The sequence below is a fragment of the Pseudomonas sp. HMWF032 genome (genome assembly GCF_003060885.1).
GTDB lineage: Bacteria > Pseudomonadota > Gammaproteobacteria > Pseudomonadales > Pseudomonadaceae > Aquipseudomonas.
This window is the reverse complement of record NZ_QAIG01000004.1, coordinates 1-23,153: the sequence shown is the minus strand read 5'-3', so window position 1 is coordinate 23,153 and position 23,153 is coordinate 1. Positions and strand designations below refer to the sequence as shown.

20 protein-coding genes are annotated in these 23,153 nt (G+C 57.1%); 7 read left to right on the top strand and 13 right to left on the bottom strand.

Annotated features, from left to right (window positions below; genetic code table 11):
• Positions 1-9: 9 nt before the first annotated feature.
• From DBR00_RS01735 to DBR00_RS01710, 6 genes are all read right to left on the bottom strand, one after another.
• Positions 10-1,602, bottom strand: a complete 1,593-nt coding sequence (locus DBR00_RS01735) for an outer membrane protein transport protein (protein ID WP_108488196.1) — start codon at positions 1,600-1,602, stop codon at positions 10-12.
• A gap of 17 nt (positions 1,603-1,619) precedes the next feature.
• Complete coding sequence (locus tag DBR00_RS01730; RefSeq protein ID WP_108488197.1) at positions 1,620-2,624, bottom strand: transporter; 1,005 nt, start codon at positions 2,622-2,624, stop codon at positions 1,620-1,622.
• A 40-nt stretch (positions 2,625-2,664) separates the two neighbouring features.
• On the bottom strand, positions 2,665-3,426 hold the full coding sequence (locus DBR00_RS01725; RefSeq protein WP_108488198.1) for a C39 family peptidase: 762 nt from the start codon (positions 3,424-3,426) through the stop codon (positions 2,665-2,667).
• An 88-nt stretch (positions 3,427-3,514) separates the two neighbouring features.
• The gene (locus DBR00_RS01720; protein ID WP_108488199.1) at positions 3,515-3,943 is read right to left on the bottom strand and encodes a DUF6160 family protein; all 429 of its coding nucleotides are present in this window, start codon (positions 3,941-3,943) and stop codon (positions 3,515-3,517) included.
• A 244-nt stretch (positions 3,944-4,187) separates the two neighbouring features.
• A complete protein-coding gene (locus tag DBR00_RS01715) occupies positions 4,188-6,911 on the bottom strand; it encodes a LuxR C-terminal-related transcriptional regulator (protein ID WP_108488200.1) in 2,724 nt (907 codons plus the stop codon).
• A complete protein-coding gene (locus DBR00_RS01710) occupies positions 6,908-9,622 on the bottom strand; it encodes a LuxR C-terminal-related transcriptional regulator (protein ID WP_177479870.1) in 2,715 nt (904 codons plus the stop codon). The genes DBR00_RS01715 and DBR00_RS01710 overlap by 4 nt, the downstream gene beginning before the upstream one ends.
• Before the next feature lie 163 nt (positions 9,623-9,785).
• Between DBR00_RS01710 and pabB the strand changes: the two genes are divergently transcribed.
• Positions 9,786-11,132 carry an aminodeoxychorismate synthase component I gene (gene pabB, locus DBR00_RS01705; protein ID WP_108488201.1) on the top strand — a complete coding sequence of 449 codons (1,347 nt, stop codon included), beginning with the start codon at positions 9,786-9,788 and terminating at the stop codon, positions 11,130-11,132.
• 45 nt (positions 11,133-11,177) lie between these two features.
• Here pabB and DBR00_RS01700 read toward each other — a convergent pair whose 3' ends face one another.
• Both DBR00_RS01700 and DBR00_RS01695 read right to left on the bottom strand, forming a co-directional pair.
• Positions 11,178-12,341: an alkane 1-monooxygenase gene (locus DBR00_RS01700; protein ID WP_108488202.1), complete on the bottom strand. Its 1,164-nt coding sequence runs from the start codon at positions 12,339-12,341 to the stop codon at positions 11,178-11,180.
• 29 nt (positions 12,342-12,370) lie between these two features.
• Positions 12,371-13,405 carry a 2Fe-2S iron-sulfur cluster binding domain-containing protein gene (locus tag DBR00_RS01695; protein WP_108488203.1) on the bottom strand — a complete coding sequence of 345 codons (1,035 nt, stop codon included), beginning with the start codon at positions 13,403-13,405 and terminating at the stop codon, positions 12,371-12,373.
• 157 nt (positions 13,406-13,562) lie between these two features.
• On the opposite strand from DBR00_RS01695, the gene DBR00_RS01690 reads away from it, so the two are divergent.
• On the top strand, positions 13,563-14,594 hold the full coding sequence (locus DBR00_RS01690; RefSeq protein WP_108488204.1) for an AraC family transcriptional regulator: 1,032 nt from the start codon (positions 13,563-13,565) through the stop codon (positions 14,592-14,594).
• A gap of 52 nt (positions 14,595-14,646) precedes the next feature.
• On the opposite strand, the gene thrH is transcribed toward DBR00_RS01690, so the two are convergent.
• Positions 14,647-15,264, bottom strand: coding sequence for a bifunctional phosphoserine phosphatase/homoserine phosphotransferase ThrH (gene thrH / locus DBR00_RS01685; protein WP_108488205.1), 618 nt, complete (start codon positions 15,262-15,264; stop codon positions 14,647-14,649).
• 189 nt (positions 15,265-15,453) lie between these two features.
• On the opposite strand from thrH, the gene DBR00_RS01680 reads away from it, so the two are divergent.
• Complete coding sequence (locus DBR00_RS01680; protein ID WP_108488206.1) at positions 15,454-16,188, top strand: phosphoadenylyl-sulfate reductase; 735 nt, start codon at positions 15,454-15,456, stop codon at positions 16,186-16,188.
• A gap of 75 nt (positions 16,189-16,263) precedes the next feature.
• Here the strand turns inward: DBR00_RS01680 and DBR00_RS01675 are convergent, their stop codons facing one another.
• The gene (locus DBR00_RS01675) at positions 16,264-16,545 is read right to left on the bottom strand and encodes a GNAT family N-acetyltransferase (RefSeq protein ID WP_108488207.1); all 282 of its coding nucleotides are present in this window, start codon (positions 16,543-16,545) and stop codon (positions 16,264-16,266) included.
• A gap of 508 nt (positions 16,546-17,053) precedes the next feature.
• Here DBR00_RS01675 and oprI point away from each other — a divergent pair.
• A complete protein-coding gene (oprI, locus tag DBR00_RS01670; RefSeq protein WP_108488222.1) occupies positions 17,054-17,305 on the top strand; it encodes an outer membrane lipoprotei OprI in 252 nt (83 codons plus the stop codon).
• 130 nt (positions 17,306-17,435) lie between these two features.
• Here oprI and DBR00_RS01665 read toward each other — a convergent pair whose 3' ends face one another.
• The 3 genes from DBR00_RS01665 to DBR00_RS01655 all read right to left on the bottom strand — a co-directional run bounded on the left by DBR00_RS01665 (position 17,436) and on the right by DBR00_RS01655 (position 19,410).
• Positions 17,436-18,389 (bottom strand): L,D-transpeptidase family protein, encoded by a 954-nt coding sequence (locus DBR00_RS01665; RefSeq protein WP_108488208.1) that lies wholly within the window; start codon positions 18,387-18,389, stop codon positions 17,436-17,438.
• Between the two features lie 75 nt (positions 18,390-18,464).
• Positions 18,465-18,746, bottom strand: coding sequence for a hypothetical protein (locus DBR00_RS01660; protein WP_108488209.1), 282 nt, complete (start codon positions 18,744-18,746; stop codon positions 18,465-18,467).
• 58 nt (positions 18,747-18,804) lie between these two features.
• Positions 18,805-19,410: an arylesterase gene (locus tag DBR00_RS01655; RefSeq protein ID WP_108488210.1), complete on the bottom strand. Its 606-nt coding sequence runs from the start codon at positions 19,408-19,410 to the stop codon at positions 18,805-18,807.
• A 10-nt stretch (positions 19,411-19,420) separates the two neighbouring features.
• Between DBR00_RS01655 and DBR00_RS01650 the strand changes: the two genes are divergently transcribed.
• The 3 genes from DBR00_RS01650 to greB are packed head-to-tail and all read left to right on the top strand — an operon-like array spanning position 19,421 to position 23,133.
• Positions 19,421-20,104, top strand: a complete 684-nt coding sequence (locus DBR00_RS01650) for an ABC transporter ATP-binding protein (protein ID WP_108488211.1) — start codon at positions 19,421-19,423, stop codon at positions 20,102-20,104.
• Positions 20,104-22,602, top strand: a complete 2,499-nt coding sequence (locus DBR00_RS01645; RefSeq protein WP_108488212.1) for an ABC transporter permease — start codon at positions 20,104-20,106, stop codon at positions 22,600-22,602. The genes DBR00_RS01650 and DBR00_RS01645 overlap by 1 nt, the downstream gene beginning before the upstream one ends.
• Positions 22,603-22,635: 33 nt before the next feature.
• A complete protein-coding gene (greB, locus tag DBR00_RS01640; RefSeq protein ID WP_108488213.1) occupies positions 22,636-23,133 on the top strand; it encodes a transcription elongation factor GreB in 498 nt (165 codons plus the stop codon).
• Positions 23,134-23,153 lie beyond the last annotated feature (20 nt).

The following is a 23,153-nucleotide window of genomic DNA, read 5'->3' as shown; positions in this document are numbered from 1 at the left end:
ATCAATAACCTAGAAAGTGGTGCGATAGGTCAACGCCAGCACATAGGCTTTGACACTGGTTTTTACATCAAGATCGGCATAAGGGTTGTAAACCATGCTGTCGATGGTCGAACAGTTGATGTTGCAACTGGAGCGTGCCGGGATGTCCTGCTTACTGACCAAGTAGTTAAAACCGAGATCGATAACAGTGTCCTTATCCCATTGATAACCCAGCCCCACCCCATAGAGTTTGGCATCCCCAAGAGGCGCCAGCACATCAGCCTTGTTCCCCGGGATTGCCGACGGCCGCGGTTCATAGCCAGCACGCAGACTCAAACGATCATTGACCTGATACTCAACGCCTACAGCCCAACTCCACACCGATTCATAGCCACGATCCAGGATAATGCTGGTTGACGTAGCGTTTTTCGGTGAAAACAGACTGGCAATAGTCAAGATATCCAGTTGCCGATCAAACTCCAGCTCGAACTGATCCCAGGCGGCATAGTCCGTCCATTTGACGTCGAGATTGATTTGCCAGCGATCATGCGGTTTGAATTTGATCCCAGAGGCAAAATGGGCTGGGTAAGTCATATTGAGCGAGACATTACCGCGCTCTTTATCGAAAAGCCCATCCGGAGTGATCGTGCTGAAAACTGCACCGATAAACGAACTGTCCAGCCCCTGCCAGAAGCCCTGCCAGTTCTGCGAGTAGTCAACCACATACTGCCCTTTCAGGCGCATCCGCGCCTCACTCTGGTAGACCGCACCGAGAGCAAACCAGTCATTCGGCTCCCAGAGGAAACCCAGGTTCCATGTTGGCGAAAGCGTTTGCTGCATATCAATGTCGATATTGGCAATGTCTGTGAAGGGTCCCAGCTCCCCTCCACAGATATTGAGAAAAATCTCGAATGGGTTGTTGTCCACCAGGCACAGTGCGTCCTGGGCAACGCCGACAAACCCGGTGAGGATACCCGGCGCACGGAAGTCCTGGTTGAGCGCCATGGCCTGGTGAGAAAAGCCAATGGACATCCCCACGGAAAGCTCATCGTTGACCTGATATGCAAGCGATGGCGAAAAATAGGTCAAGCGCTGAAGCACCAACTCCTTGCCCTGATAACGCCCTGGGTCATCGTCATCACGTGCAAACCCGAGCGCTTGCGGGGTGTACATGTTGGTTGCAAAGGTCAGCTTTGAACCGGGGGGATTGATCGACAATCCGGCAAGAGGCGCAAACAGCATGGGCAGTTCGGTTGCACCACCGACACCGGGTAAGTACATCATGGCCGAACCCGCACGGCTGGAAGAGTTGGCAACCGAGTCATTTCTCAAGCCAAGAAAATTAGCGCCATAGCCGGCCGGGGCATCAAACTCGGCGCGAATATCCATCATCCCGGTGATGAATTTGACTGTTGTTTGACGCCCCTTGAGTTTGGTCAGCGCGGCGGGGTTGTAATGCACCGAGTCGATCCCGGTAAAGTCTGCCGTCACAGCATTGCCAAGAGCCATGGCCTTGGGGCTACCAATCGTCAGGTTCTGCGCCAGTTGCGCATGCGCTGCGCTGGCGCTGAACAGAACACCCCCTAGAACCGCCCGCGTGAGCAGCGAAATTCGCGTTTTCATGACGTTCTCGCTCGCGTTTATTGGGCCTTCAGGCCTTTGATGTCCAAAGGCATGGAGATGCCCAACAGCACATCCGGCGAGTCCTCGGTCATACCGAAACCGGCGCTGACGTTGACGATTCGCTCCGGCGAAGTTCGCAGGCCCAGCGAGAAGTTCATGACTGAACTGGTTTGCCCTCGTCCCTCAGCTTCGCCATCCGCAAAAGTGAATGTCGGCTTGAGGGAATGCGACATCTGGTATGACGTAGCCAGTGACACGTCATAGGACAAGGCATAGGCAAAGCCCATGCTCAGAGAGAAAGAGGAACCCGGATCAACCTCTTCGAGCAGACGGCCGCCCCGCACCTGGCCAATACCGGTGATTGGCACGTTGTAGGTATAACCAACCGAACCAAACAACACGACGGGATCGATAACATAGGAAAGGTTTGCACCAAGGCCAAGGCTATAGGCACCACCACCCGTTGATAGATCACTGTCTGTATTGATGTCATACGGGCTATTCCCGGTGGGAAGCCCCAAGGTGGCATAAAGCGTTGTGACCGGTTTACCCCGTAATGACGTCCAGGGTTGCCAGCGCAAACTGGCAGAAATATCACCCAGGCTGTAGGCATTGAGATCACGTTCAGTGTCGTATTTAGCCACCATGGGCAGACGCACACTGAAGGTCAGGTTGTCCCAAACGCCATAGTCAAAGGTGAAGGAGTTGGTAAAGGTGTGCTGGGCTTCACTCTGCCCAACAACGCTGAACACATTATTTCCGGTACGAACAGTCTCAATCACCGTATCGCGAACCAGTGAATAGTCGAAACCATAGGTCAATGTGCGCTCACCCTTTTTGAGCAAGGTGTAGCTTTTTTCCGCAGCCTGAAACACCTCTTCCAGCGCTTTCGCGCTATCGGCATCGTCTTCCTGCTTGGTCAACGCTTCACGCGCCTGATCGACAGACGCTGTTTCAGCATATGCCGCTGAACTGGCAGCAGTTGCCAGTATGGCTAGCCATACACAACACAAAACTCTCATGGCACAGCCCCCAAATATTATTGTTATGCCGGGCGTTTTTTTATTTACGTCGGATGTACTGAATAGTGCCGCCAGAGCCAAGCTCGGTGGCCTGGTTTTCAGTGAATTTGGTCATCTGTGGAAACTCACGAAATGCCAACAAGCTAACCGTACGATCATCAATGATGCGCAGGTCTTGCTCAGTCAAGGCAAGGGCATTAGGTGGTTCGTTACCATTCGGAAAAATCACAAACACCACATTTTGATCCCAGATTTCTTCGAACCGGGTACGGGTGAAACTGATATTGCCAAGTGCCGGATCAGCGACAAATACATGATCGTTGTAAACGTCACGTACCACCACGAAATGCTTAAAACCGGCATATTCAATCGGCACGATAGCGGGATGTTCCAGCCCATCAAGATCAGCGAATGCCGCACGGAAACCGCCACTTTTATAACCCAGCGCAGTAACAAAGCGTTTCATGTCGAGCAGAGAAAAACCACGCCGCTCGACGATTTTATCGGCCTCGCCAAACTGCAAAAGACCTTCCATGACCTGGCGCTCTTGCAGGTTGCGCCCAAGAAAATAGTCAAGTAGAGAGGTCAACGCTGCGGAACCGCAGCTGTAGTCATAAGCCTGGCGGATTACATTTCGAAACTGCAGTTGGCTCATCGGCTCAAGCGTTACCGTCTCGCGCAAAGGACCGTCCGGCAACAGCTGTTGATTGATATATACAGTACCTGGCGCTGGCGGCTTGGTATCCACGGCTTCGGTGAACCCCCAAACGCCAATCAGACTGCCTAGCAAAATTTCGATCATCCGCCCACTGCACTCCCGCCCATCAAGAGAAAAGTCCTACCGGTCAAAACCGGTAAGACTTTTCATCACACTCAGCAACTAAGCGAACTTAGTGGCCCCATACTTTTACAGTGGTACCTGCCATGTTCATGCCATTAATAGCGAGGGAACCGATGCTAGCGCCGGTGCCCATTTTGATTGCACCAATGCTGACCTCACCAGTGATGGTTGGCAGGCTGATTTGCAGTTGCTGAGTAGCAGTACCGTTGATGTCAGTGCTCACTACGTCGACCAGAACAGGAGCAGAGTCGGAAATGTTAAAGCCGCTGAATGCGACGGTTTCCATGTTCAGGCTGTTACCGTCATCGATATAGCTGATCTTGCCAATACTGCCGTTGAAGTTACCGGAAATGCTGATACCAGCTTGACCTGTCACGGAAGACAGCGAGCTGTCATCCATGGCTTTGAGCTCAGCTTGAGCCATGAAAGGAACAGCCAGAACAGCGGCGGCCAGAGCCAGTTGCTTGAGGGTTTTCATTGTTATTGTCTCCACAGTTCACTAATGGGTTGTCCCCGGCAGGCTGCTCCGGACTCCTGTCCTGCTCAGCTTCAGCGGCTCACGCCACTTACCAGGTCTGACACTGCTTCCCTATTCGTGCCAGGCTTGGAATCGTGAAGCACGATGCTTCTCGTCCTAGTGACAAAGCTACTGGTGACTGCCCTGACTGCCAGCCCATCCAAGGGATGGAGCACTTAACCCCACTTATTTTTCAGCACTGGGCTTATGCCTCACTCAATAACCCCAGGCTCTTGCCCTTCAATACAGCCTGAGTGCGACTGCGTACGCCAAGCTTGGCGAACAGGTTATGCAGATGCCATTTGATCGTGGCCTCGGATAAGTGCACCGCTTGAGCAATATCACGGTTCGACAAACCTGCTGCAACAAAACGCAAAATCTCTCGCTCGCGATGACTAACGTCTTGATTTTCATCAAATGTTTCTAGGTCTATAGACAAGCGACGGCACTGTTCCCGTAGTTGCTCGACCAATCCCTGCCAGGCCGCAGCACGCTTGGCTTCAACCGCGTGCCAGGCATCCCAGAGTGGTAACAGCCAGAGGGCATCATCCAGGAAAATACGCCGATATCCGCTTGCCCAAGCGTCTTCCAGAGTTTGTTTGAAAAGGGCAAAGGCTTTATCGCTGTTACCTTTGCGCCAATACGCCACAGAAAGTAACAAGGCAAGACGCAAGCGCCGGTCGCGCTGATGCTCTGCCGTCTGTTTGGCCAGGCAGGCCTCAAGCACGGTTTGCGCCTTATCGGCGCGGCGCTCTGTCAATGCCAAGCGCGCCTCTGAAAGCGCCAATACTGTTTCTGCATCGGCATAGCGACCCGCTGGCAAAACAGCCAGATGACGCTGCAACTGCAAACAGGTGCGTTCGGCCTCATTCGGCCGACGTAACCACAATAAAAACTGCACTTTACAGCTCATGCTGAGTGCATAAACCCGCTCATAACCAGGCCCATGCAAGCCCGCGAGCCACTCATCCAGCTCGGCCAGGGCCGACTCCCCTTCTCCTGCGAAGAAACGTGCCTTGGCCATGACCAACTTGCCGCGGCTGATTAGTTCAACCGGTGTTGCCACATCACGCCAGGTTGTGGCCAGCGGCAACTCGGCCAGAATGGCAGCATGCCGATCCTGCTCGTAGAGCAAGTCGGCATAGGCCAGTGCCAGAGGCCCGCCCACACGACTGCGTCGCCCAAACACTTGTTCGACGCGCACGCGGGCACTTTCGGCGAGGATACGGCCGCGTTCAGGCTGGCCCATTTCTTTACAGATCAGCGCTTCAATAAGGCTGACCACGGCGTGCAGGTATTCGCTGTCCGCTTGCTGCAGGTTGTCACGGGCTACCGCGATTGACTTTGCCGCATCGCCAAAATCGCCGAGCAGTGCATAGGCTGCAGCCTGGATGCAAGAGAGACTGGCACGGAAGATAGGCTGATTGTCCGGTACCAGAGCCAGCCAATGACGCGCCACTCGCAACGCGGCCTCAAGCTTGTCCTGATACAGCAGCACCAGCGCCTTGAGCACCTGAGCCATAGCCAAAAGAACCGCCAGGCCAAAGTGCATGGGCTTGCCACGCCCTTGCATCAGCCGGGTACTGACTTCTTCAATCAGCGCCTCAGCCTCTGCATATTTCTGCTCAAACGCCAATTGCCAGGCATAGAAAATCTGAAAGACCGGGTGCTCGCGGATAACCTCAGCAGGTACATCCTTGAGCACAACCAAAATGCCATAGACTTGATTTCCGGCAATCAGGCTGGCGCCCTGCCGTTCAAGCAGTTCTGCTGCAAAGTTGTAGTCACGTGCACGCAGGGCATATTTCACTGACTTATCGGCCAACTCATGGCTTTCACACCAGCGTGCCGCAGCATGCAGCAAATGGGTGGGATCCCCCTTGCGACTCAGGCGACCTTGAAGAAATTCGGCAAATAAATGGTGATAGCGAAACCACTCGCCCTGCTCATCCAGGGCAATGATGAACAGCTGTGCCGCTTGCAAGCGACGCAGCATTTGGGCCCCATCACTGCGCCCCGTCAGGGCATTGCACAGCTCGGCGTTGAACTCATCAAGCACCGACGTCTGATCGAGAAAAAGCTGCTGCTCATGCGGCAGGTGATCCAGTACATCCTCAGCCAGATAGTCAGCAATATTGCGTTCCGTACCGGATAGCTTATTGAGAAAGCTGCTGCGCTCAGGTTGACGGGCAAGTGCTAGCGCTACCAAGTGAAGCGCGGTTATCCAGCCTTCGGTACGTCGATAGAGCAGATCCAGCTCAGCATCACTCAACTGTAATTGCTTGAGTTCGTGAAAATAGGCTTCCGTTTCCACACGGCTCAGGCGCATCTCATCCGCTTGTACCCACATAGCCCAGGGTGCATTAGCAGGAACATTGTCCATAAACCGCGGCTGGTACCGTGTGCTGCCGATCATTCGTACATTACCCGGTACCTGAGTCACGAAGTAATTAACCAGCGGCCCCAGGTCGACATGTCTTACCCGGTGAAAATCATCAAATATCAGATACAAATCACCCTGAACCTTCTTCAGCTCAGCAATGAATGAATCCAGCAGCACCTCATTGGGCACACTCAGATCATCGCGCAGTAAACGTGCAGTACTGGCGCCGAATCCCGCCAGTTGCTCCTGAATCGCAGCAATCAGGTAATGCAGCAAACGTTGCGGCTCACTGTCGGCCTCATCGCAAGACAGCCAAGCCACACGCGCCCCGGTTTCCAGCAACCGCAAGCGAAATTGGCCGAGCACCGTACTCTTGCCAAAGCCAGCAGGGGCACTCAATAAAATCAGACGCTGCTGGCGCGCATTGAACAGACGGTCCAACAGTGCCGCACGCGCCAGCAAGGGCCGGCCAGCCGACTCAGCGGGAAACAATTTGGTTCGCAGTAACGGCAACTTGCCCTGACGGGGTGAAGATAGGCTGTTCATAGATCCAGAAGACTCAGTTCTCGGGCGCGACGAATGGCTTGGGTACGGTTACGCACCTTGAGCTTTTCGTAAATATTGTGCAGGTGCCATTTGACCGTACCGAGTGCCAGGCAAAGCTGTTGGCCAATCTCATCATTGGACATACCCTGAGCGGCCAGGCAGACCACCTCCCGTTCACGTTCGGTCAGCCCCTCCTCCAGCACCTCAAGTGACTGCCGCGCGCCATTACCCGGCCAAACAGCCAGCAAACCGCGAATAAACCCTTGCAACGCCGGCTGGCGCTCGGCAGCTTCCAACTGCTGCAGCATTAAGCGAATGGCCTCACCTTCTTCGACAAACAGGCTTCGCACGCCTTCACGTTCGGCACCGATGAGACACTGCACCAACAAACTCTGTGCGCGCTCCTGATACCCCAGTCGCTGGTAACTGAGCGCAGCCAAAAGGTCGAGACGCAGACGCTGCAAACCATGCCAGTTGTCCAACAACATAGCGCGCAGTTGCGTGATTTCATGCAAGGCCTCACTGAAGTGACCTCGCGCCTGTTGCAGGCGAATCCGAGTCAGCCCACGCACCCACAACACCGGGTTGAAACGCATGTGCTGGTAATGCTCAGCGAGTTTGTTCCAATCAACCGTCTTGAGCCGTTGCTCGGCGCGCTTCAATCGATCAGCGGCAGGCTCCTGAAGAATCTGTGCCACTTCATCGGCAACTGCCTGGGCGTAGAAACGCCAGGACTGATTACGCGCAGCAAGATTCTGCATCAGCACCAGACTGGCGTAGGCATCTTTGGGGGTGTCTTGCATGCGCTGGACATGGGCCATGCACAACATGCCCTGAGCATAGAGATCAATCGGATTGATCACATCGACCGTTGCCAGCGCCCAACGCAGACGTTCTTCAATACCTTCCAGGCGACCCTGGTTATACGCGATCAGTGCCTCGGTAATGGTCGGTAACGCCAGCGCCCGCGAGCGATCGGCAAACCAAGGAATGACACGCGCACGCAACTGCGCAAACAACAGTTCGGCCTGCCGAATCTGCCCCTGCTCCAGACTCAGCAGCACCTCGACGTTGGCCAACTGCATGTCCAGGTAACGCCCCTCAAGGAAGTGATTGCGCTGCTGGGCCAGAGCCAGCATACGCTTGGCCTGATCCGGCTGACCGATCATGACATTCGCCAGAGCCCCGACAATTAGCATGGCTACTTCAAGGAAGGCCGTGTGCTGACCGAGCTGAACTTCGACGCGCCGCGCCAGAGCAATGCAGCTCTGCAGATCATCCTTCTGCAAGGCAATCACCGCCTTGATCGCCAGGGTGGCCAGTAGCTTGTCGCTTAACGGCCCATTGGCCTTGGCCTCCCCCCAACGCTCAAGCAACTCATCAAGCATACGGTTGGCTTCTGCCAGCCCCAATTCGGCAGCCCGCGTCCAGACATCCGCCAGCACCAATACAGGAAAGCGCTCGGCAATCTCATCTGGCACATGCTGGCGCCATTTATAGATCAGGTTGAGCTGACCACGATTGATCAGCTCAAGGCCACAGCCATCGACCAGCGCGGCAAGCATTTCCGGGTCTTCGGCCAGGCAGGCATGCTCGATAGCCAGGTTCTGCATGTGATGGTTGGTAAACCACAGACTGGCATTGAAATGCAGCTGTTTGAAACGCTCAGGATCTCGCTCTTTCAGGCGACCGCGCAGAAATTCGGCAAACAGGTTGTGGAAGCGATACCACTGCCGTTCACGGTCCAGCGGTAGAAGAAACAGCTGCATGGCTTCCAGCTCCTCAAGCAGCGACTGACCATCATGGCGCCCCGTCAGGGCGTTGGCCAAATCACCGCTGAGCTGCTGAGCGATTCCCAAAGCAAGCAACAGCTCCTGCTTATCGGCAGGCAATTGTTCAAACACACTACGCAACAGATATGCACCAACAGCGGCCTGATCGGTGCCCATATCGGCAATTTGCGTGGCCGCTTGGGGCTGATGGCGCAGCCAGAGGCTGGCCAAATGCACCCCCACCATCCATCCCTCGGTCTGGCTGTACAGCGCGGAAAACGCCACAGCATCCAGTTGCAGACCGCAGCGTTGCAGATACTCACGGGTTTCCGCCTTGCTCAGGCGTAACTCCTGCTCACCAACTTCAACCAGCAATCCCTTGGCACGCAAAGTGGCCAGGTTCAGCGCCGGTTGCGAACGACTGCCGATCGCCAGTGTAAAACCTTCAGGGGCAAACTTGATCAACCGGTTGATGGCCCCCAGCAACTCGCTGTCCTGAATCAGGTGCAAATCGTCAAGGACCAGCAATACCGGGGTTTCCAACTGCGCCAGATCCACCAGCAGACTTTCCATGACAGCTGAAACAGGCACACGCATGGTGTTTTGCAGATAAGCCTGAGCCTCATTGCCCAATCCGGGCAGCAGGCCGGTCAATGCTTCGATCAACTGCAGCAGGAAACGTGACGGCTCATCGTCACCGGGCCCTAGCGACAGCCAGGCGACAGCCTGACCGCTCTGCGCCCGAGCCTGAGCCAATGCAACCAGTGCGCTGGTTTTGCCAAAACCTGCTGGGGCAGCCAACAGCAACACGCGCGCATGGGGGTTGGCACGCAGGGCAGAATCAAGCTGCGGTCTGACCAGATAATCGGCTGATGCCTGAGGTGGCATCAACTTGGCACGCAAGAGACTCCCAGCGGCAGGATCCGCTACTTCATCCATGGCCTTGATCCCGTAGTAATTATTGTTTTATGAGTCACATCGAACATCCGGGTACTTACCCATACTAATAAGCACAAGCATTCCGAGTAAACCCGTTCGCAAGCTCTAGGATGAATGTTAGCGACGTTCTACAATCGGCATCCGCGCATCTTGAACCTGCCATATGCCTACTTGTCTTGTACAGGCTCTGCCCTACCAGGCAGACCCTTCTCGCTACTTCAGCCTGATCCTGGACGCGCCCGGCGCCGTTCTACTGGATGCCGGACGTCCGACCGCGCAGCGTGGACGCTATGACCTTATGAGCGCCTGGCCATTGGCAGAGTTGGCACCGATGCCTGACGAAACGGCCAAGGCTTTCCTGCAACGTCTGCGCCAGAGCCTCAGCGAGCTTGGCCAATGCCAACCACCGGCAAACACTTCGCTTCCGTTCGTCGGTGGAATCATTGGCTACCTGAGTTACGACTTTGGACGGCGATTGGAACAGCTACCTAAGCGGGCTTTCGACGACCTGGGTCTGGAAGATGCGCGGTTTGGCTTATACGCCTGGGCCTTGATTACCGATCATCATCAGCAGCTGTGTCATTTGGTCTTTCACCCTTGCCTGGCTGCCGACGAGCGCCATCGTCTGACCACCCTATTCAACACATTGTCTGGGGCTACACCACAGCCCTTCAGACTGCTCAGCCCCTTCAAGGCCGATACAAGCGAAACCCAGTATCAGGCATCTTTTGCGCGTATCCAGGCCTATATCCAGGCGGGCGACTGCTACCAGGTCAACTTTGCCCAGCGCTTTCGTGCCCCCTACGAAGGTTCGCCCTGGACCGCCTATCAGGCACTGCGCGCAGCTTGCCCGACCCCATTTGCCGGCTTCCAAACCCTTGCGCAAGGCGGGGCCATCATCAGCCTTTCCCCCGAGCGCTTCCTGCGTATCAGTGCTGGTCAGGTCGAAACCCGGCCCATTAAAGGCACCCGCGCACGACATGCTGATCCACAGCAGGACCAGGCCCAGGCCGATGCATTGCTGGCAAGCCGCAAAGACCGCGCTGAAAACCTGATGATTGTCGACCTGCTGCGCAACGATCTGGGTCGCAGCTGCCGTATCGGCTCGGTAAACGTTCCGGAACTCTTTGCACTGGAGAGTTACCCCAATGTGCATCACCTAGTCAGCGCGGTTACTGGCGAGTTGGCTGCGGATAAGGATGCCCTGGACCTGATCGCCGGCAGCTTTCCTGGCGGTTCGATCACCGGCGCGCCCAAAATCCGCGCCATGCAGATCATCGACGAGCTGGAGCCAAACCGCCGAGCTTTGTACTGCGGCTCCCTGCTCTACCTGGATGTACGCGGCGAAATGGACAGCTCAATCGCCATCCGCAGCCTGCTGGCCAAAGATGGACAAATCAGCTGCTGGGGCGGCGGTGGCATTGTCGCTGACTCCGACTGCCAGGCCGAGTACCAGGAATCCATCACTAAAGTACGTGTCTTACTCGACACCCTGCAGCAACTGAGCTGATAGCGCAGGCTCAGGTGCGGCCTATTTTGCCGCCAAGAAGCCTGATTAGCGTGCCTTCTGCAGTGCCGCAATACCACTGTGCGCATTGGCCTGAGCCGCCAGCTCAAGCTCTTCAGCGCTGGCGTAGTCACGGTCCCAGGCTTGTACTTTGGGTGTCATCAGGTGATGCCAAAGCGGAGGCAGCATGGCCACCAGAATGGTCGTCAAATACCCTCCAATCATCATCGGTGCATCGGCGTAGGGCTTGAGATCCTGATAAGGCACCTCACCTTGAGCATGGTGATGCGAATGGCGGGTCAAATTGAACATGGCCCATGAACTGATGCGGCGATTGGTGTTCCAGGAATGCCTTGGCTGCACCGGCGTAGCGGGATTGCGCACCATGCCGTAGTGCTCCATGTAGTTGACGATTTCCAACAAAGCCTTACCCCACAGCGCGCAGGCAATAAAAAACAGCGCCGCGCCAAGACCGCCGACCAGGTAGGCAAGCGCTACCAGCAGTGCACTCATCAGATGGCCGCGAATCACCGCATTACGCCATCCCAGGACCGCATAGCCCTTGCGCAACAGACGTCTTTTCTCAATACGCCAGGCACTGCGATTGCCCTTGAGCGTGGACACCAGAACATGCCAGTAGACGTTACGTCCGCGAGGGGCCGTAGCCGGATCTTCACGCGTAGAAACATAACGATGATGGCCATACACATGCTCAATTGCGAACACCGTGTCAAAGCTGAACGCCAACAACCAGCGGCCTATCAACATAGAAACCGGGTCCCAGGTACGGTGCGTCAGCTCATGGGCCGTAATGGTGCCCACCATACCGATCATCAGCCCGGTAATCAGCCAGGTGGACACGTGATGAACGCTGGCCGTGGCATCGCGGGCAGCGATCAGGTCATAGCTGACAAGCGAACTCAATACGGCGCCAAAACCAAGAGCATCGCCGCTGCTGACGCTCCAGAGCGCTGAAAACACGATAACACTTAACAAAGGCAGAGCCAGCCAGAGTTGAAACGTCAGAATGGCGGGGTACTTGAAGTCCGGCGTGCTGGTGTCATCACCACACAACGCATCGCCCAGCACATATATGACCAGTATCGCTAACAGACCAAAAGTGATCCACGCACCACCGGCGAGAATCGCAATAACAGACAAAAGGCCGACAGCATGAAAGAGAAAATATTTGAGGTAATGCAGCAGGTTCATAGAAACCTCTTTGATTGTGAATTAAACGACTAAAGGGTTACGAGCTGAGTGTTATGCGCCGTGATAAAGCGGTCGGCATGGATATGCTGACGACTGATACCCTGTTTTATCAGCAGCGCCATAACGCTATCGATCATCACTGGTGGGCCACATAGATAGGCATGCATACCGGTCTCAAGCACCTGATGCAGGTGCTCGGTAACCAACCCGCGCGCACCTTGCCAGGCGTCCTCCGCAGTGGCCTCGGACAGAACGGGCAAAAAGCGAAAGTCCGCGGGCCATTGCGCGGCAATCGCACTCAATTCATCAAGCGCATAAAGATCACGCTCTCGCCGCGCACCAAAGAGCAGCGTGACAGCACGTCTTACGCCCTCCAGCTGCGCCTGTTGCAGTAACGCCAGGAGCGGGGCTAGCCCACTGCCGCCGGCCACCAGCAGCAGCGGAGCCGATGACTCACGTAACCAGAACTCGCCCAACGGTCCTGCGACCGTGACCCGCTGACCAGGCAGATCAGCCTGTGCCACATAACTGGAAAACACCCCAGCGGGGACATGGCGTACAAAAAAGCTCACCAGCCCATCAGTCCGAGCGGCACTGGCAAAGGAGTAGCTGCGCGCTATGCCCGGCAACCCAGCCAGGCTCAGCTGAGCGTATTGGCCCGCCTTATAAGGCAGGTTTCGTTCAAGTTGAATCAACACGCGAGTGATGTCATGGGTCAGGCGTGTCTGTGCCAGCACCTGGCCCGACACAGCCAATGGCTGCCCCTGGGCGACCCCATCCACCTCAATGCACACATCACCTTTGGGCACGCTCTGGCATGCCAGAATGTAGCCCTGATCTAACTCTTCATCGGTAAGGATGTAGCCGGTTTCGGTCAACTCCCTTACTTGGCCCGCCAACAAACGGCACTTGCAGCTGGCACAGCCGCCCACCCGACAGCTATGGGGAAATGCCACGCCCTGACGCAACGCTGCCTGCAGTAAGGTTTCCTTGGGTTGAACGCTAATCGGCCGGCCATTGATACTGGCCGTCACGGGCTTTGCCCGCGCAAAGAGTGAAAACATACGACCTCCACTTGTGCTTGTTATGGGTCAGTTAATGCCTTCAGGTTAAAGAGGACATTCCGCATACGTGAGGTTTGCGGTTGACAAGCGCAGGTCATTTATTGACATTCTGCTGCGAGCGCTTCTCCACTTAGCCACCAGAACCGAGCACAGGCAGATGCACGATCTAATTCTTCCCATGCAGTACGTTCGCCAGATCAGCAGCCTGGTGACCGACATGGGTATTGATGCAGATGCCTGGCTCGCCCGCTCACAACTGTCCCAGGCGCAGCTGCAAGAAGACGAAATGCCGTTGTCCCTTGCACAATTCTGCCGACTGGTTGAAGACGTACTGAGCTGTACTGCTGAGCCGGCCTTTGGCCTGCTGCTGGGGGAGCGACTGATCGTCAATACCCACGGCCTGCTGGGCTATGCAGCCATGAACAGCACAAACTTGCGCCAAGCCGCACACTTGATTGAGCGCTACATCGGTCTTCGCACAAGCCTGATCAATGTGCGCTTGCAGGAAATTGCGGGCGAAACTCGACTGATTTTCAGTGAAACAACTCCGCTAGGCGGAATCAGCCATACCGTATTTGAAGCCGTCATCCTGGCGATCAAGAATGTATTGGACTTCATGACTCTGGGCAGTTGCCCACTACACCGCATCGCTTTTGCCTTCCCCAGTCCGAGCTATGCAGACTTGGCCTGCGAGGTGTGCAAGTGTGAAGTTGAATATGAGCAGGGCTGGAATGGTTTTGTACTGCCCACAGCCGCTCTCGACCAACCACTAAAAATGGCTGATGCCGCCAGCTTTCGTGATGCCGAACAAATCCTGCAACGCGAACTGGACAAACTCAGCACTGAACAGTCAATGAGTGCCCGTGTACGCCGGGTGATGCTGGAAAAGCAGCACGGCTTTCCCTCACTCAACCTGACCGCACGCCTGTTCCACCTAACACCACGCACACTTCACCGGCGCCTGCAGGCCGAAGGCACATCGTTCAAGGCGTTGCTCGAGGAAGTACGCCATCGTTTGGCGGTAGAGCATTTGAAAAGTGGCCATATGAGTGTCGAAGAAATTGCCTACAGCCTGGGCTATACCGACCTGGCCAACTTCCGCCGAGCATTCAAACGCTGGCAACAGCAATCACCTTCGGCTTTTCGCAATGCGCAGCGCGGTGGCCACCCACCGCCGGCGACTGGCTAACAGACATAAAAAAGCCGCTGGCAATGGCCAGCGGCTTTTTAGACAGCAGCCTTTACAGACTCAAGTCACGGCTAGACGCTTTGAGGAACTCGCGCTTGAGGTCTTCATAGGTGTGCACCGCCGGAAACTGCGGGAACTCGCGAATCACATTGTCTGGCGCATGGAACAGGATGCCTGCATGGGCTTCGCTGAGCATGGTGGTGTCATTGTAGGAGTCGCCCGCCGCAATCACGCGGTAATAGAGACTTTTGAAGGCGATAACCGACTGACGCTTGGGATCTTTCTGGCGCAGCTGGTAATCGACCACACGATCGGTTTCATCGGTGATCAGCTTATGGCACAGCAGCGCGGGGAAACCCAACTGACGCATCAGCGGTTGAGAGAACTCGTAGAAGGTGTCAGAAAGAATCACCACCTGAAAGCGCTCACGCAGCCAGTCGACAAACTCCACCGCACCTTCTAGAGGCTTGAGGGTAGCAATCACTGCCTGGATATCGGACAGTTTCAAACCGTGCTCGTCCAGGATGCGCAGGCGCTGCTTCATCAGCACGTCATAGTCCGGAATATCCCGGGTGGTCGCTTTCAGCGATTCGATGCCAGTTTTTTCCGCGAAGGCGATCCAGATTTCCGGGACCAACACGCCTTCCAGGTCGAGACACGCGATTTCCACAGGACACTCCTAGCTTGGATTTATTTGAGAAGGCGGCACTCTAGCGACTCCCCCAACGCTCTGCAACGCAGAGCCTTATAGCCGAACGAAAGGTCAACCATTGAACTTGGTTATTTAGCCGCATAACCGGCTTTTGCTACCATCGCGGCACAAGACGCATGACGTCACCATAACTAGGAATTCAGCCCGATGAGCCACCCCTTCGACGTAGCCGAACTGGCGGCGAGCTACGCCAACAAGTCCCCCCAAGACATTCTCAAACTCGCCTTCGAGCATTTTGGCGATGAACTGTGGCTGTCCTTCAGCGGCGCCGAGGACGTGGTACTGGTCGATATGGCCTGGAAGCTCAACAAGAACATCAAAGTCTTCAGCCTCGATACAGGCCGCCTGCACCCGGAGACCTACCGGTTTATTGATCAGGTGCGCGAGCACTACAGCATCAGTATTGACGTATTGTCGCCAGAAGCCGCTGCACTGGAGGCTATGGTCAAGCAAAAGGGCCTGTTCAGCTTCTACAAAGATGGCCATAGCGAATGCTGCGGCATCCGCAAGACCGCCCCGCTACGACGCAAGCTTGCCACGGTAAAAGCCTGGGCCACCGGCCAACGCCGTGACCAGAGCCCCGGCACACGCAGCCAGGTGGCGGTGTTGGAAATTGACGGCGCCTTTTCTACAGCGAATAACACCCTGTACAAGTTCAATCCACTGGCACAAATGAGCAGTGAAGACGTCTGGGCCTATATCCGCATGCTGGAACTGCCTTACAACAGCTTGCATGAGCGCGGTTTTATCAGCATCGGTTGCGAACCCTGCACCCGCCCGGTTCTGCCGAACCAGCACGAACGTGAAGGCCGCTGGTGGTGGGAAGAAGCCACACAGAAAGAATGCGGTCTGCATGCCGGCAACCTGATCACCAAGAACTGACAACAACAACCTGGGTATTCCAAACGCACAAAAAAGGCCAGTCATCGACTGGCCTTTTTTGTGCGTGACGTGTTCTCAGCTCTTATCCGTCTGCCGCTGACGACGCACCATATAACGCTCAACATAGGAGCACGACGGAATCACCGTATAGCCCAGGCGCTCGGCATATTGCAGCGCATGCTCGGTCAGGGCCGCAGCAATACCGCGCCCACGCAGCGAGTTGGGAACAAAGGTACGATAGATATCCAGGGTCTGCTTCCCTAAGTCCATATACGCCAGGTACGCCCGATCACCATCTACTGTGGTTTCGAATTGATGACCGGTCAGGTCATGGTGAATGGACAACGCCTCGCTCATCGCAACTCCTTTGTTAACTCGCGCAACCCGCTATTGGCTCGTGCCGTAATCGGGATCAACACACCCTGCATCTATTAAGTTGTAGGCAATAATCAGGAGCTTATCAGGCCAAAACCGCTGCGGCCACGCGAATCAATGACTTAGACGGCATAAGTGCGACCTTGCCCAAGCCGCCCCTTACCTGATTTGCTGCCGCATACACTGCAACGGGTTCTGACCATACATTGGCACATACAGACGCTTGTCTACCTTAAGCGTTCAACAATCAGTGCCACAATCAAACCACCATAAACGTTGCGCAAAGAACTGCCAGGCGCCATAGGGCTGATTGTTTTTTAACCAAAATATGCCCAATAACGGGGCAATTTCGCAGTAAACAGAAAAAAATCTATGCGTCTTGCCTTGCCTCCGTTTACTTACTACAAGTTACAGGTAGTATGTACGCCGGCTAATTTCCTACCATCAGGAAATTGCTTTTATGGAAAAACTCCACCTCAAGGGGAACACGATGAACAACGTTCTGAAATTCTCTGCTCTGGCATTGGCCGCAGTTCTGGCTACCGGTTGCAGCAGCATCTCCAAAGAAACTGAAGCTCGTCTGACTGCAACTGAAGATGCAGCTGCTCGCGCTCAAGCCCGTGCCGACGAAGCCTATCGTAAGGCTGATGACGCTCTGGCTGCCGCTCAGAAGGCTCAGCAAACTGCTGATGAAGCCAACGAGCGCGCTCTGCGTATGCTGGAAAAAGCCAGCCGCAAGTAATAGCTCACAAGGCTATGACAAGCCGACCCAGTTTCTGGGTCGGCTTTTTTATTGCCTGCGATTCGTCGGGCAATAAAAAACCCGCCGGCTTTTACGCATAGCGGGTCCGTTGAGCGCAGCAGGTGCTTGCTTAGATGGCAGACTCGCCGGCTACCACCGCCTGATCAGGCTGAGCAATCTCTACTGGCAGGCCATCTTCAGCAGCCACCACTTCACGCAGCATTTCCCAATCCAGGCGCAGATCAGCGAACGCATCATTTTTCAGCAGTGCATTGATCACCGCCGTGTGCTTGTCCACGACCGAAGCATCGCCCGAATCATCCAGCGGCGCATGCGCCTCCAGATAGACCTTGCCGCCGCTGCGACCAAACTTGTAAGGCTCGTTGATGATGCGCACCGATGTCCCCACAGACACCATCGACGCGAGCTTCAAGACGTTGTGGTTGAGCATGCGGAAGCAGCCATGGCTGACGCGCATGCCAATACCAAACTTCTTGTTCGAACCGTGAATCAGGTAACCCGGAACCGACAAGCCCATCTTGTAAGGACCCAGCGGGTTGTCCGGACCTGGAGGCACATAGGCAGGCAATGGATCGCCATCAGCAGCATGTTCTTCACGAATCGACTTGGGTGGCGACCAGCCCGGGTTCGGCGTTTTGGCTGTAATGCGCGCATTGGCAACCGGCGAGCTCCAGCCCTCACGACCAATGCCCAATGGGTAGGTGTAAACCACATTGCGGCCTTTCGGGTAGTAGTACATGCGGTATTCGGCGAGGTTGATCACGATACCCTCGCGCGGGCCAGGCGGCAGGATGTAACGCGTAGGTAGGATGATCTCGGTGCCTTCGCCAGGCAACCAGGGGTCAACACCCGGGTTGGCCACTACCATTTCCAGATAACCCAGGTCATTGGCCACGCCCAGGTCGGCGAAGGTGTCTTCATACTTGGCCTTGACCACCCGAATCTCGCCCACCACGTCCTCACCAGGCGGTGGTAAAGGCAACTCGAGAGCATTGGCGGACGCTACCGCAAAGACAGCAGCAAGTGGCAGGCAGCGGGTGACGGCAAAAGCACGCGACAACATCCGGTAATTCCTGACGAAAATGGTTGATAAAAGTAAGCAGCGATTGTACACCGATTGAACAGCCGCTTGGAAAGCTCAGCGCCCGGGCAATGCCGAACGTTCGCCCCGCTTCTGCGCCTCGAATGTCGCCCGACAGGCCGGACACAACCGCTTGTCACGCAACATTGTCTTGTCCAGATCGCGCCATACCGGCTGCGCGGGCAACAAACCACCGCACAGCGTACGGTCAGCGAACTCGCCCAGTTCAAGCTGGCGCGCCAGCAGATGCACGCGCACTTCGCGGCAGGCGAACAGGTCAAGCTGCTCGTCAGGCTCGATCAGTTGATAGGCGTGCAAGGACCAGGCAGGACGCGGCATTGAGGGCTCCAATACGGGGCCGCCACATTAGCCGAAAGGCACGATACAGAAAAGCCTGTCAGAGCAAAGGTTTCAGGGTCGGCCAGACGTTTTCCAGCAACTTGGGTTGTGCCTCGGCCGTGGGGTGAATGCCGTCGTTTTGCATCAGCGAAGGCACGCCACCTATGCCTTCCAGCACGAAAGGCACCAAGGCTGAGCCAGTCTCATTGGCAACCTTGGGGAACACATCGGCGAAAGCTGTTGTGTATCTCACACCGTAATTAGGCGGCAGTAGCATCCCCAAAATCAGCACTTTGGCCCCAACCTTCTGTGACTGCTGAACCATGGCCGCAAGGTTTTGTTGCAATTGCACTGGCGGCTGACCGCGCAGGCCATCGTTGCCTCCCAACTCGATAATCACCAGCTCCGGCTGATGCTCGGCAAGTAACGCAGGCAGCCGTGCGGCGCCGCCTGCACTGGTGTCGCCGCTAATCGAAGCGTTGACCACCTGGTGGGCAAAACCCTCTTCGGACAGGCGTTTTTCCAGCAAGGCGACCCACCCCTGGCGGGTATCCAGGCCAAAAGCAGCGCTGATACTATCGCCGACGACCAGTACGGTACCCGCGAACGCCGCAGGCCCCCACAGCAGCAGGCTCAGGGCAGTACCGATCAACCACTTACGCATTGGATTCTCCATGAGCTCAAGTATTCTCACCGCGCGAAACCTTAGCAAAGTGGTCCCCAGCACGGAAGGCGAACTCACCATACTCCATGATCTGTCGCTGGAGCTGGTATCCGGTGACAGCCTGGCGATTGTCGGCAGCTCCGGCTCGGGCAAATCCACCCTCCTCGGCCTGCTGGCCGGGCTCGATCTCCCCAGTAGCGGCAGTGTGGTGCTGGCAGGCAATGACCTGGCCGTCCTTGATGAAGACCAGCGCGCCCGTGTACGCGCCGAGCATGTGGGCTTTGTTTTTCAGTCCTTCCAACTGCTCGACAGCCTCAATGCCCTGGAAAACGTCATGCTACCGCTGGAGCTTGAAGGCCATGCCGATGCCCGCCAGCGCGCCCGCACCCTGCTCGACCGCGTCGGCCTGGGCCAACGTCTCACCCACTACCCACGCCAGCTCTCCGGCGGTGAGCAGCAGCGTGTGGCGATCGCCCGCGCCTTTGCCGCCGAGCCTGCCGTGCTGTTTGCCGACGAACCCACAGGCAACCTCGACAGCCATACCGGGGAGCGCATCAGCGACCTGCTGTTCGAGCTGAACCAGGAGCGCGGCGCGACCCTGATACTGGTCACCCATGACGAGCGCCTGGCGCACCGCTGCCAACGCCTTATCCGCCTGGAAGGCGGCCACCTGGTCGACCAAGTGGAACCCTGATGAAACAGCTGCCATTTACCCGCCTGCTCTCTCTCGCTAGCCGTCAGTTGCTGCGCGATGCTCGCTCAGGCGAGCTGCGCGTGCTGTTTTCCGCCTTGCTGATCGCGGTCGCCGCCAGCACGGCCATCGGTTATTTCAGCGCACGCCTGAATGACGGCATGCTGCTACGCGCCACCGAATTCCTCGCCGCCGACCTGCGCCTGACCGGCAGCTCGCCCAGCACACCCGAGCAAATCAGCACGGGTAAACAGTTGGGGCTGGAACATGCCCAGCTGGTGGAGTTCTCCAGCGTGGTAGCCAGCGATGCCGGCATTCAGCTGGCCAGCATCAAAGCAGCGGACAGCGCTTACCCGCTGCGCGGCGAACTGAAGAGTGCCACCGCGCTGTATGACGCTGAACAAATCGGCACCGGCCCGCAGCCCGGTGAAGCCTGGGCCGAAGCCCGGCTGTTTGTCGCCCTCAATCTCAAACCCGGCGACAGCGTTGAAGTCGGCGCCAAGACCCTGCGCCTGACCCGAGTATTGACCTTTCTCCCGGATGAAGCCGGTGACTTTTACAGCCTGACCCCGCACTTGCTGATGCACCTGGACGACCTGGCCGCCACCGGCGTGGTGCAACCCGGCAGCCGCGTGCGCTATCAGGAACTGTGGCGCGGCGAGGCTGATGCCTTGGCGCAGTATCGTCAGGGCATCACCCTCGCCCCCAACCAGCGCCTGGAAGATGCCAAAGATGGCAATCGCCAGGTCGGCAGTGCCCTGGGCCGCGCCGAACGCTATCTGAACCTCGCCAGCCTGGCCGCCGTGCTGCTGGCCGGGGTGGCCGTGGCCCTGTCGGCCGCACGCTTTGCCGCCAGGCGTTTCGATGCCAGTGCACTGCTGCGCTGCCTGGGGCTGTCCCGTAACCAGGCACTCGGCCTGTTCAGCCTGCAACTGGCACTGCTGGGGATTACTGCCAGCCTGATCGGCGCACTGCTGGGCTGGCTGGCTCAGCTTGCTCTGTTCAACCTGCTGCAGGACCTACTCCCAGCGCAGATCCCACCCGGTGGCCTATGGCCCGCGCTAGCCGGTATGGCTACAGGACTGGTCGCCCTCGCCGGCTTCGCCTTACCGCCACTGGCCGCACTCGGCCGTGTGCCGCCGTTGCGAGTCCTGCGCCGCGATCTGCTGCCGGTGCCGGCCAGCTCCTGGATGGTGTATGGCGCCGCTCTACTGGCGCTGGGCCTGATCATGTGGCGCTTGAGCCTCGACCTGCAGCTGACTTTCGCCCTGCTCGGTGGCGGCTTGGTCACCGCACTGCTACTGGGTGGATTGCTGCTGCTCGGCCTGCAGAGCCTACGCCGCATGCTGGCCGGCGCTTCGCTGCCCTGGCGGCTGGGCCTGGGCCAATTGCTGCGTCACCCACTGGCTGCAGCCGGACAGTCGCTGGCTTTCGGCCTGATCATTCTGGCCATGGCGCTGATCGCCTTGCTGCGTGGCGAACTGCTCGACACCTGGCAGGATCAGCTGCCCGAAAATGCGCCTAACCACTTCGCCCTGAATATCCTGCCGGCAGACAAGGACGCCTTCGCCGCTCGCCTTAATGAACTATCACCGCACCCCGCACCATTGTTCCCCGTGGTGCCCGGTCGACTGGTGATGATCAATGGCGAACCAGTACGACAGATCGTCAGCAAGGAATCCCAGGGCGAGCGCGCGATTCGCCGCGACCTGAGCCTGACATGGGCCGAGGATTTGCCAGCGGATAACAACTTGATCGCCGGTAACTGGTGGACAGATGCCAATACCAGCGAATTGCCGGGCGTATCGGTGGAGTCCGAACTGGCCGAAAGCCTGCAACTGAAACTCGGCGACCGCTTGAGCTTCAGCGTCGGCGGCCTTAACCGAGATGCGGTGGTCAGCAGCCTACGTGAAGTGGACTGGAATAACTTCCAGCCCAACTTCTATATGATCTTCCAGCCCGGCACCCTGCAGGATCTACCGGTCACCTACTTGACCAGCTTCTACCTGCCGCCGCAGTACGAAAAGCAACTGGTTGAGCTGTCGCGTGCTTTCCCGGCCGTGACCTTGCTGCAGGTCGAGGCGCTGCTGGAACAACTGCGCAGCATCCTCGCCCAGGTCACCCTGGCCATCGAGTTTGTCCTGCTGTTCGTGCTGGCGGCCGGCCTTGCTGTGCTGTTCGCCGGACTGCAAGCCACCCTAGATGAACGCATTCGCCAGGGCGCTCTGCTGCGCGCGCTGGGCGCCGAACGCAAACTGTTGATCAAGGCGCGCCGTGCCGAGTTCGGCCTGCTTGGCGCATCCAGCGGCCTGCTGGCGGCCTTTGGTTGTGAGCTGATCAGCTTTCTGCTCTATCGATTTGCCTTCGACCTCACCTGGCAGCCGCATCCCTGGCTACTGCTGCTGCCGTTGATCGGTGCGTTGCTGGTCGGTACGGCAGGCGTTCTTGGCACGCGCCGCGCCTTGAATATCAGCCCGCTGACGGTGCTGCGCGAGGGCTGATAGACTCGCGCACCACTCCCAACAAGCTGAACTATGAGTCGCTACCGCCCACCCCGCTCTGCCGGCACTCCCCTGATCACCCCCGAGGGCGAGGCACGCATGCGTGCCGAGTTGCATGAACTGTGGCATGTACGCCGCCCTCAGGTTACCCAGTCGGTCAGTGAAGCTGCCGCCCAGGGCGACCGTTCAGAGAATGCCGAATACACCTACGGCAAGAAGATGCTGCGCGAGATCGACAGCCGTGTACGTTTCCTGACCAAGCGCCTGGAAAACCTCAAGGTGGTCAGCGCCCGCCCCAGCGACCCGGACAAAGTCTACTTCGGCGCCTGGGTTACTCTGGAAGATGAAGACGGCAGCGAGTCGCGCTACCGCATCATCGGCCCCGACGAGCTGGACTTAAAAAACAACCTGATCAGCATCGACTCCCCCCTGGCCCGCGCCCTTGTGGGCAAGAGCCTGGACGCCGAGGTGCGGGTACAGACGCCAACTGGCGAGAAGACCTGGTACATCGTTGCCATCGACTACCCGTGACCGAGCCCCACATGCCCACC

Bases quoted from the DNA above. Each gene is read 5' to 3' on its own strand.
- DBR00_RS01735 (WP_108488196.1), bottom strand. From the start codon at position 1,602: ATGAAAACGCGAATTTCGCTGCTCACGCGGGCGGTTCTAGGGGGTGTT.
- DBR00_RS01730 (WP_108488197.1), bottom strand. From the start codon at position 2,624: ATGAGAGTTTTGTGTTGTGTATGGCTAGCCATACTGGCAACTGCTGCC.
- DBR00_RS01725 (WP_108488198.1), bottom strand. From the start codon at position 3,426: ATGATCGAAATTTTGCTAGGCAGTCTGATTGGCGTTTGGGGGTTCACC.
- DBR00_RS01720 (WP_108488199.1), bottom strand. From the start codon at position 3,943: ATGAAAACCCTCAAGCAACTGGCTCTGGCCGCCGCTGTTCTGGCTGTT.
- DBR00_RS01715 (WP_108488200.1), bottom strand. From the start codon at position 6,911: ATGAACAGCCTATCTTCACCCCGTCAGGGCAAGTTGCCGTTACTGCGA.
- DBR00_RS01710 (WP_177479870.1), bottom strand. From the start codon at position 9,622: ATGGATGAAGTAGCGGATCCTGCCGCTGGGAGTCTCTTGCGTGCCAAG.
- pabB (WP_108488201.1), top strand. From the start codon at position 9,786: ATGCCTACTTGTCTTGTACAGGCTCTGCCCTACCAGGCAGACCCTTCT.
- DBR00_RS01700 (WP_108488202.1), bottom strand. From the start codon at position 12,341: ATGAACCTGCTGCATTACCTCAAATATTTTCTCTTTCATGCTGTCGGC.
- DBR00_RS01695 (WP_108488203.1), bottom strand. From the start codon at position 13,405: ATGTTTTCACTCTTTGCGCGGGCAAAGCCCGTGACGGCCAGTATCAAT.
- DBR00_RS01690 (WP_108488204.1), top strand. From the start codon at position 13,563: ATGCACGATCTAATTCTTCCCATGCAGTACGTTCGCCAGATCAGCAGC.
- DBR00_RS01680 (WP_108488206.1), top strand. From the start codon at position 15,454: ATGAGCCACCCCTTCGACGTAGCCGAACTGGCGGCGAGCTACGCCAAC.
- DBR00_RS01675 (WP_108488207.1), bottom strand. From the start codon at position 16,545: ATGAGCGAGGCGTTGTCCATTCACCATGACCTGACCGGTCATCAATTC.
- oprI (WP_108488222.1), top strand. From the start codon at position 17,054: ATGAACAACGTTCTGAAATTCTCTGCTCTGGCATTGGCCGCAGTTCTG.
- DBR00_RS01665 (WP_108488208.1), bottom strand. From the start codon at position 18,389: ATGTTGTCGCGTGCTTTTGCCGTCACCCGCTGCCTGCCACTTGCTGCT.
- DBR00_RS01660 (WP_108488209.1), bottom strand. From the start codon at position 18,746: ATGCCGCGTCCTGCCTGGTCCTTGCACGCCTATCAACTGATCGAGCCT.
- DBR00_RS01655 (WP_108488210.1), bottom strand. From the start codon at position 19,410: ATGCGTAAGTGGTTGATCGGTACTGCCCTGAGCCTGCTGCTGTGGGGG.
- DBR00_RS01650 (WP_108488211.1), top strand. From the start codon at position 19,421: ATGAGCTCAAGTATTCTCACCGCGCGAAACCTTAGCAAAGTGGTCCCC.
- DBR00_RS01645 (WP_108488212.1), top strand. From the start codon at position 20,104: ATGAAACAGCTGCCATTTACCCGCCTGCTCTCTCTCGCTAGCCGTCAG.
- greB (WP_108488213.1), top strand. From the start codon at position 22,636: ATGAGTCGCTACCGCCCACCCCGCTCTGCCGGCACTCCCCTGATCACC.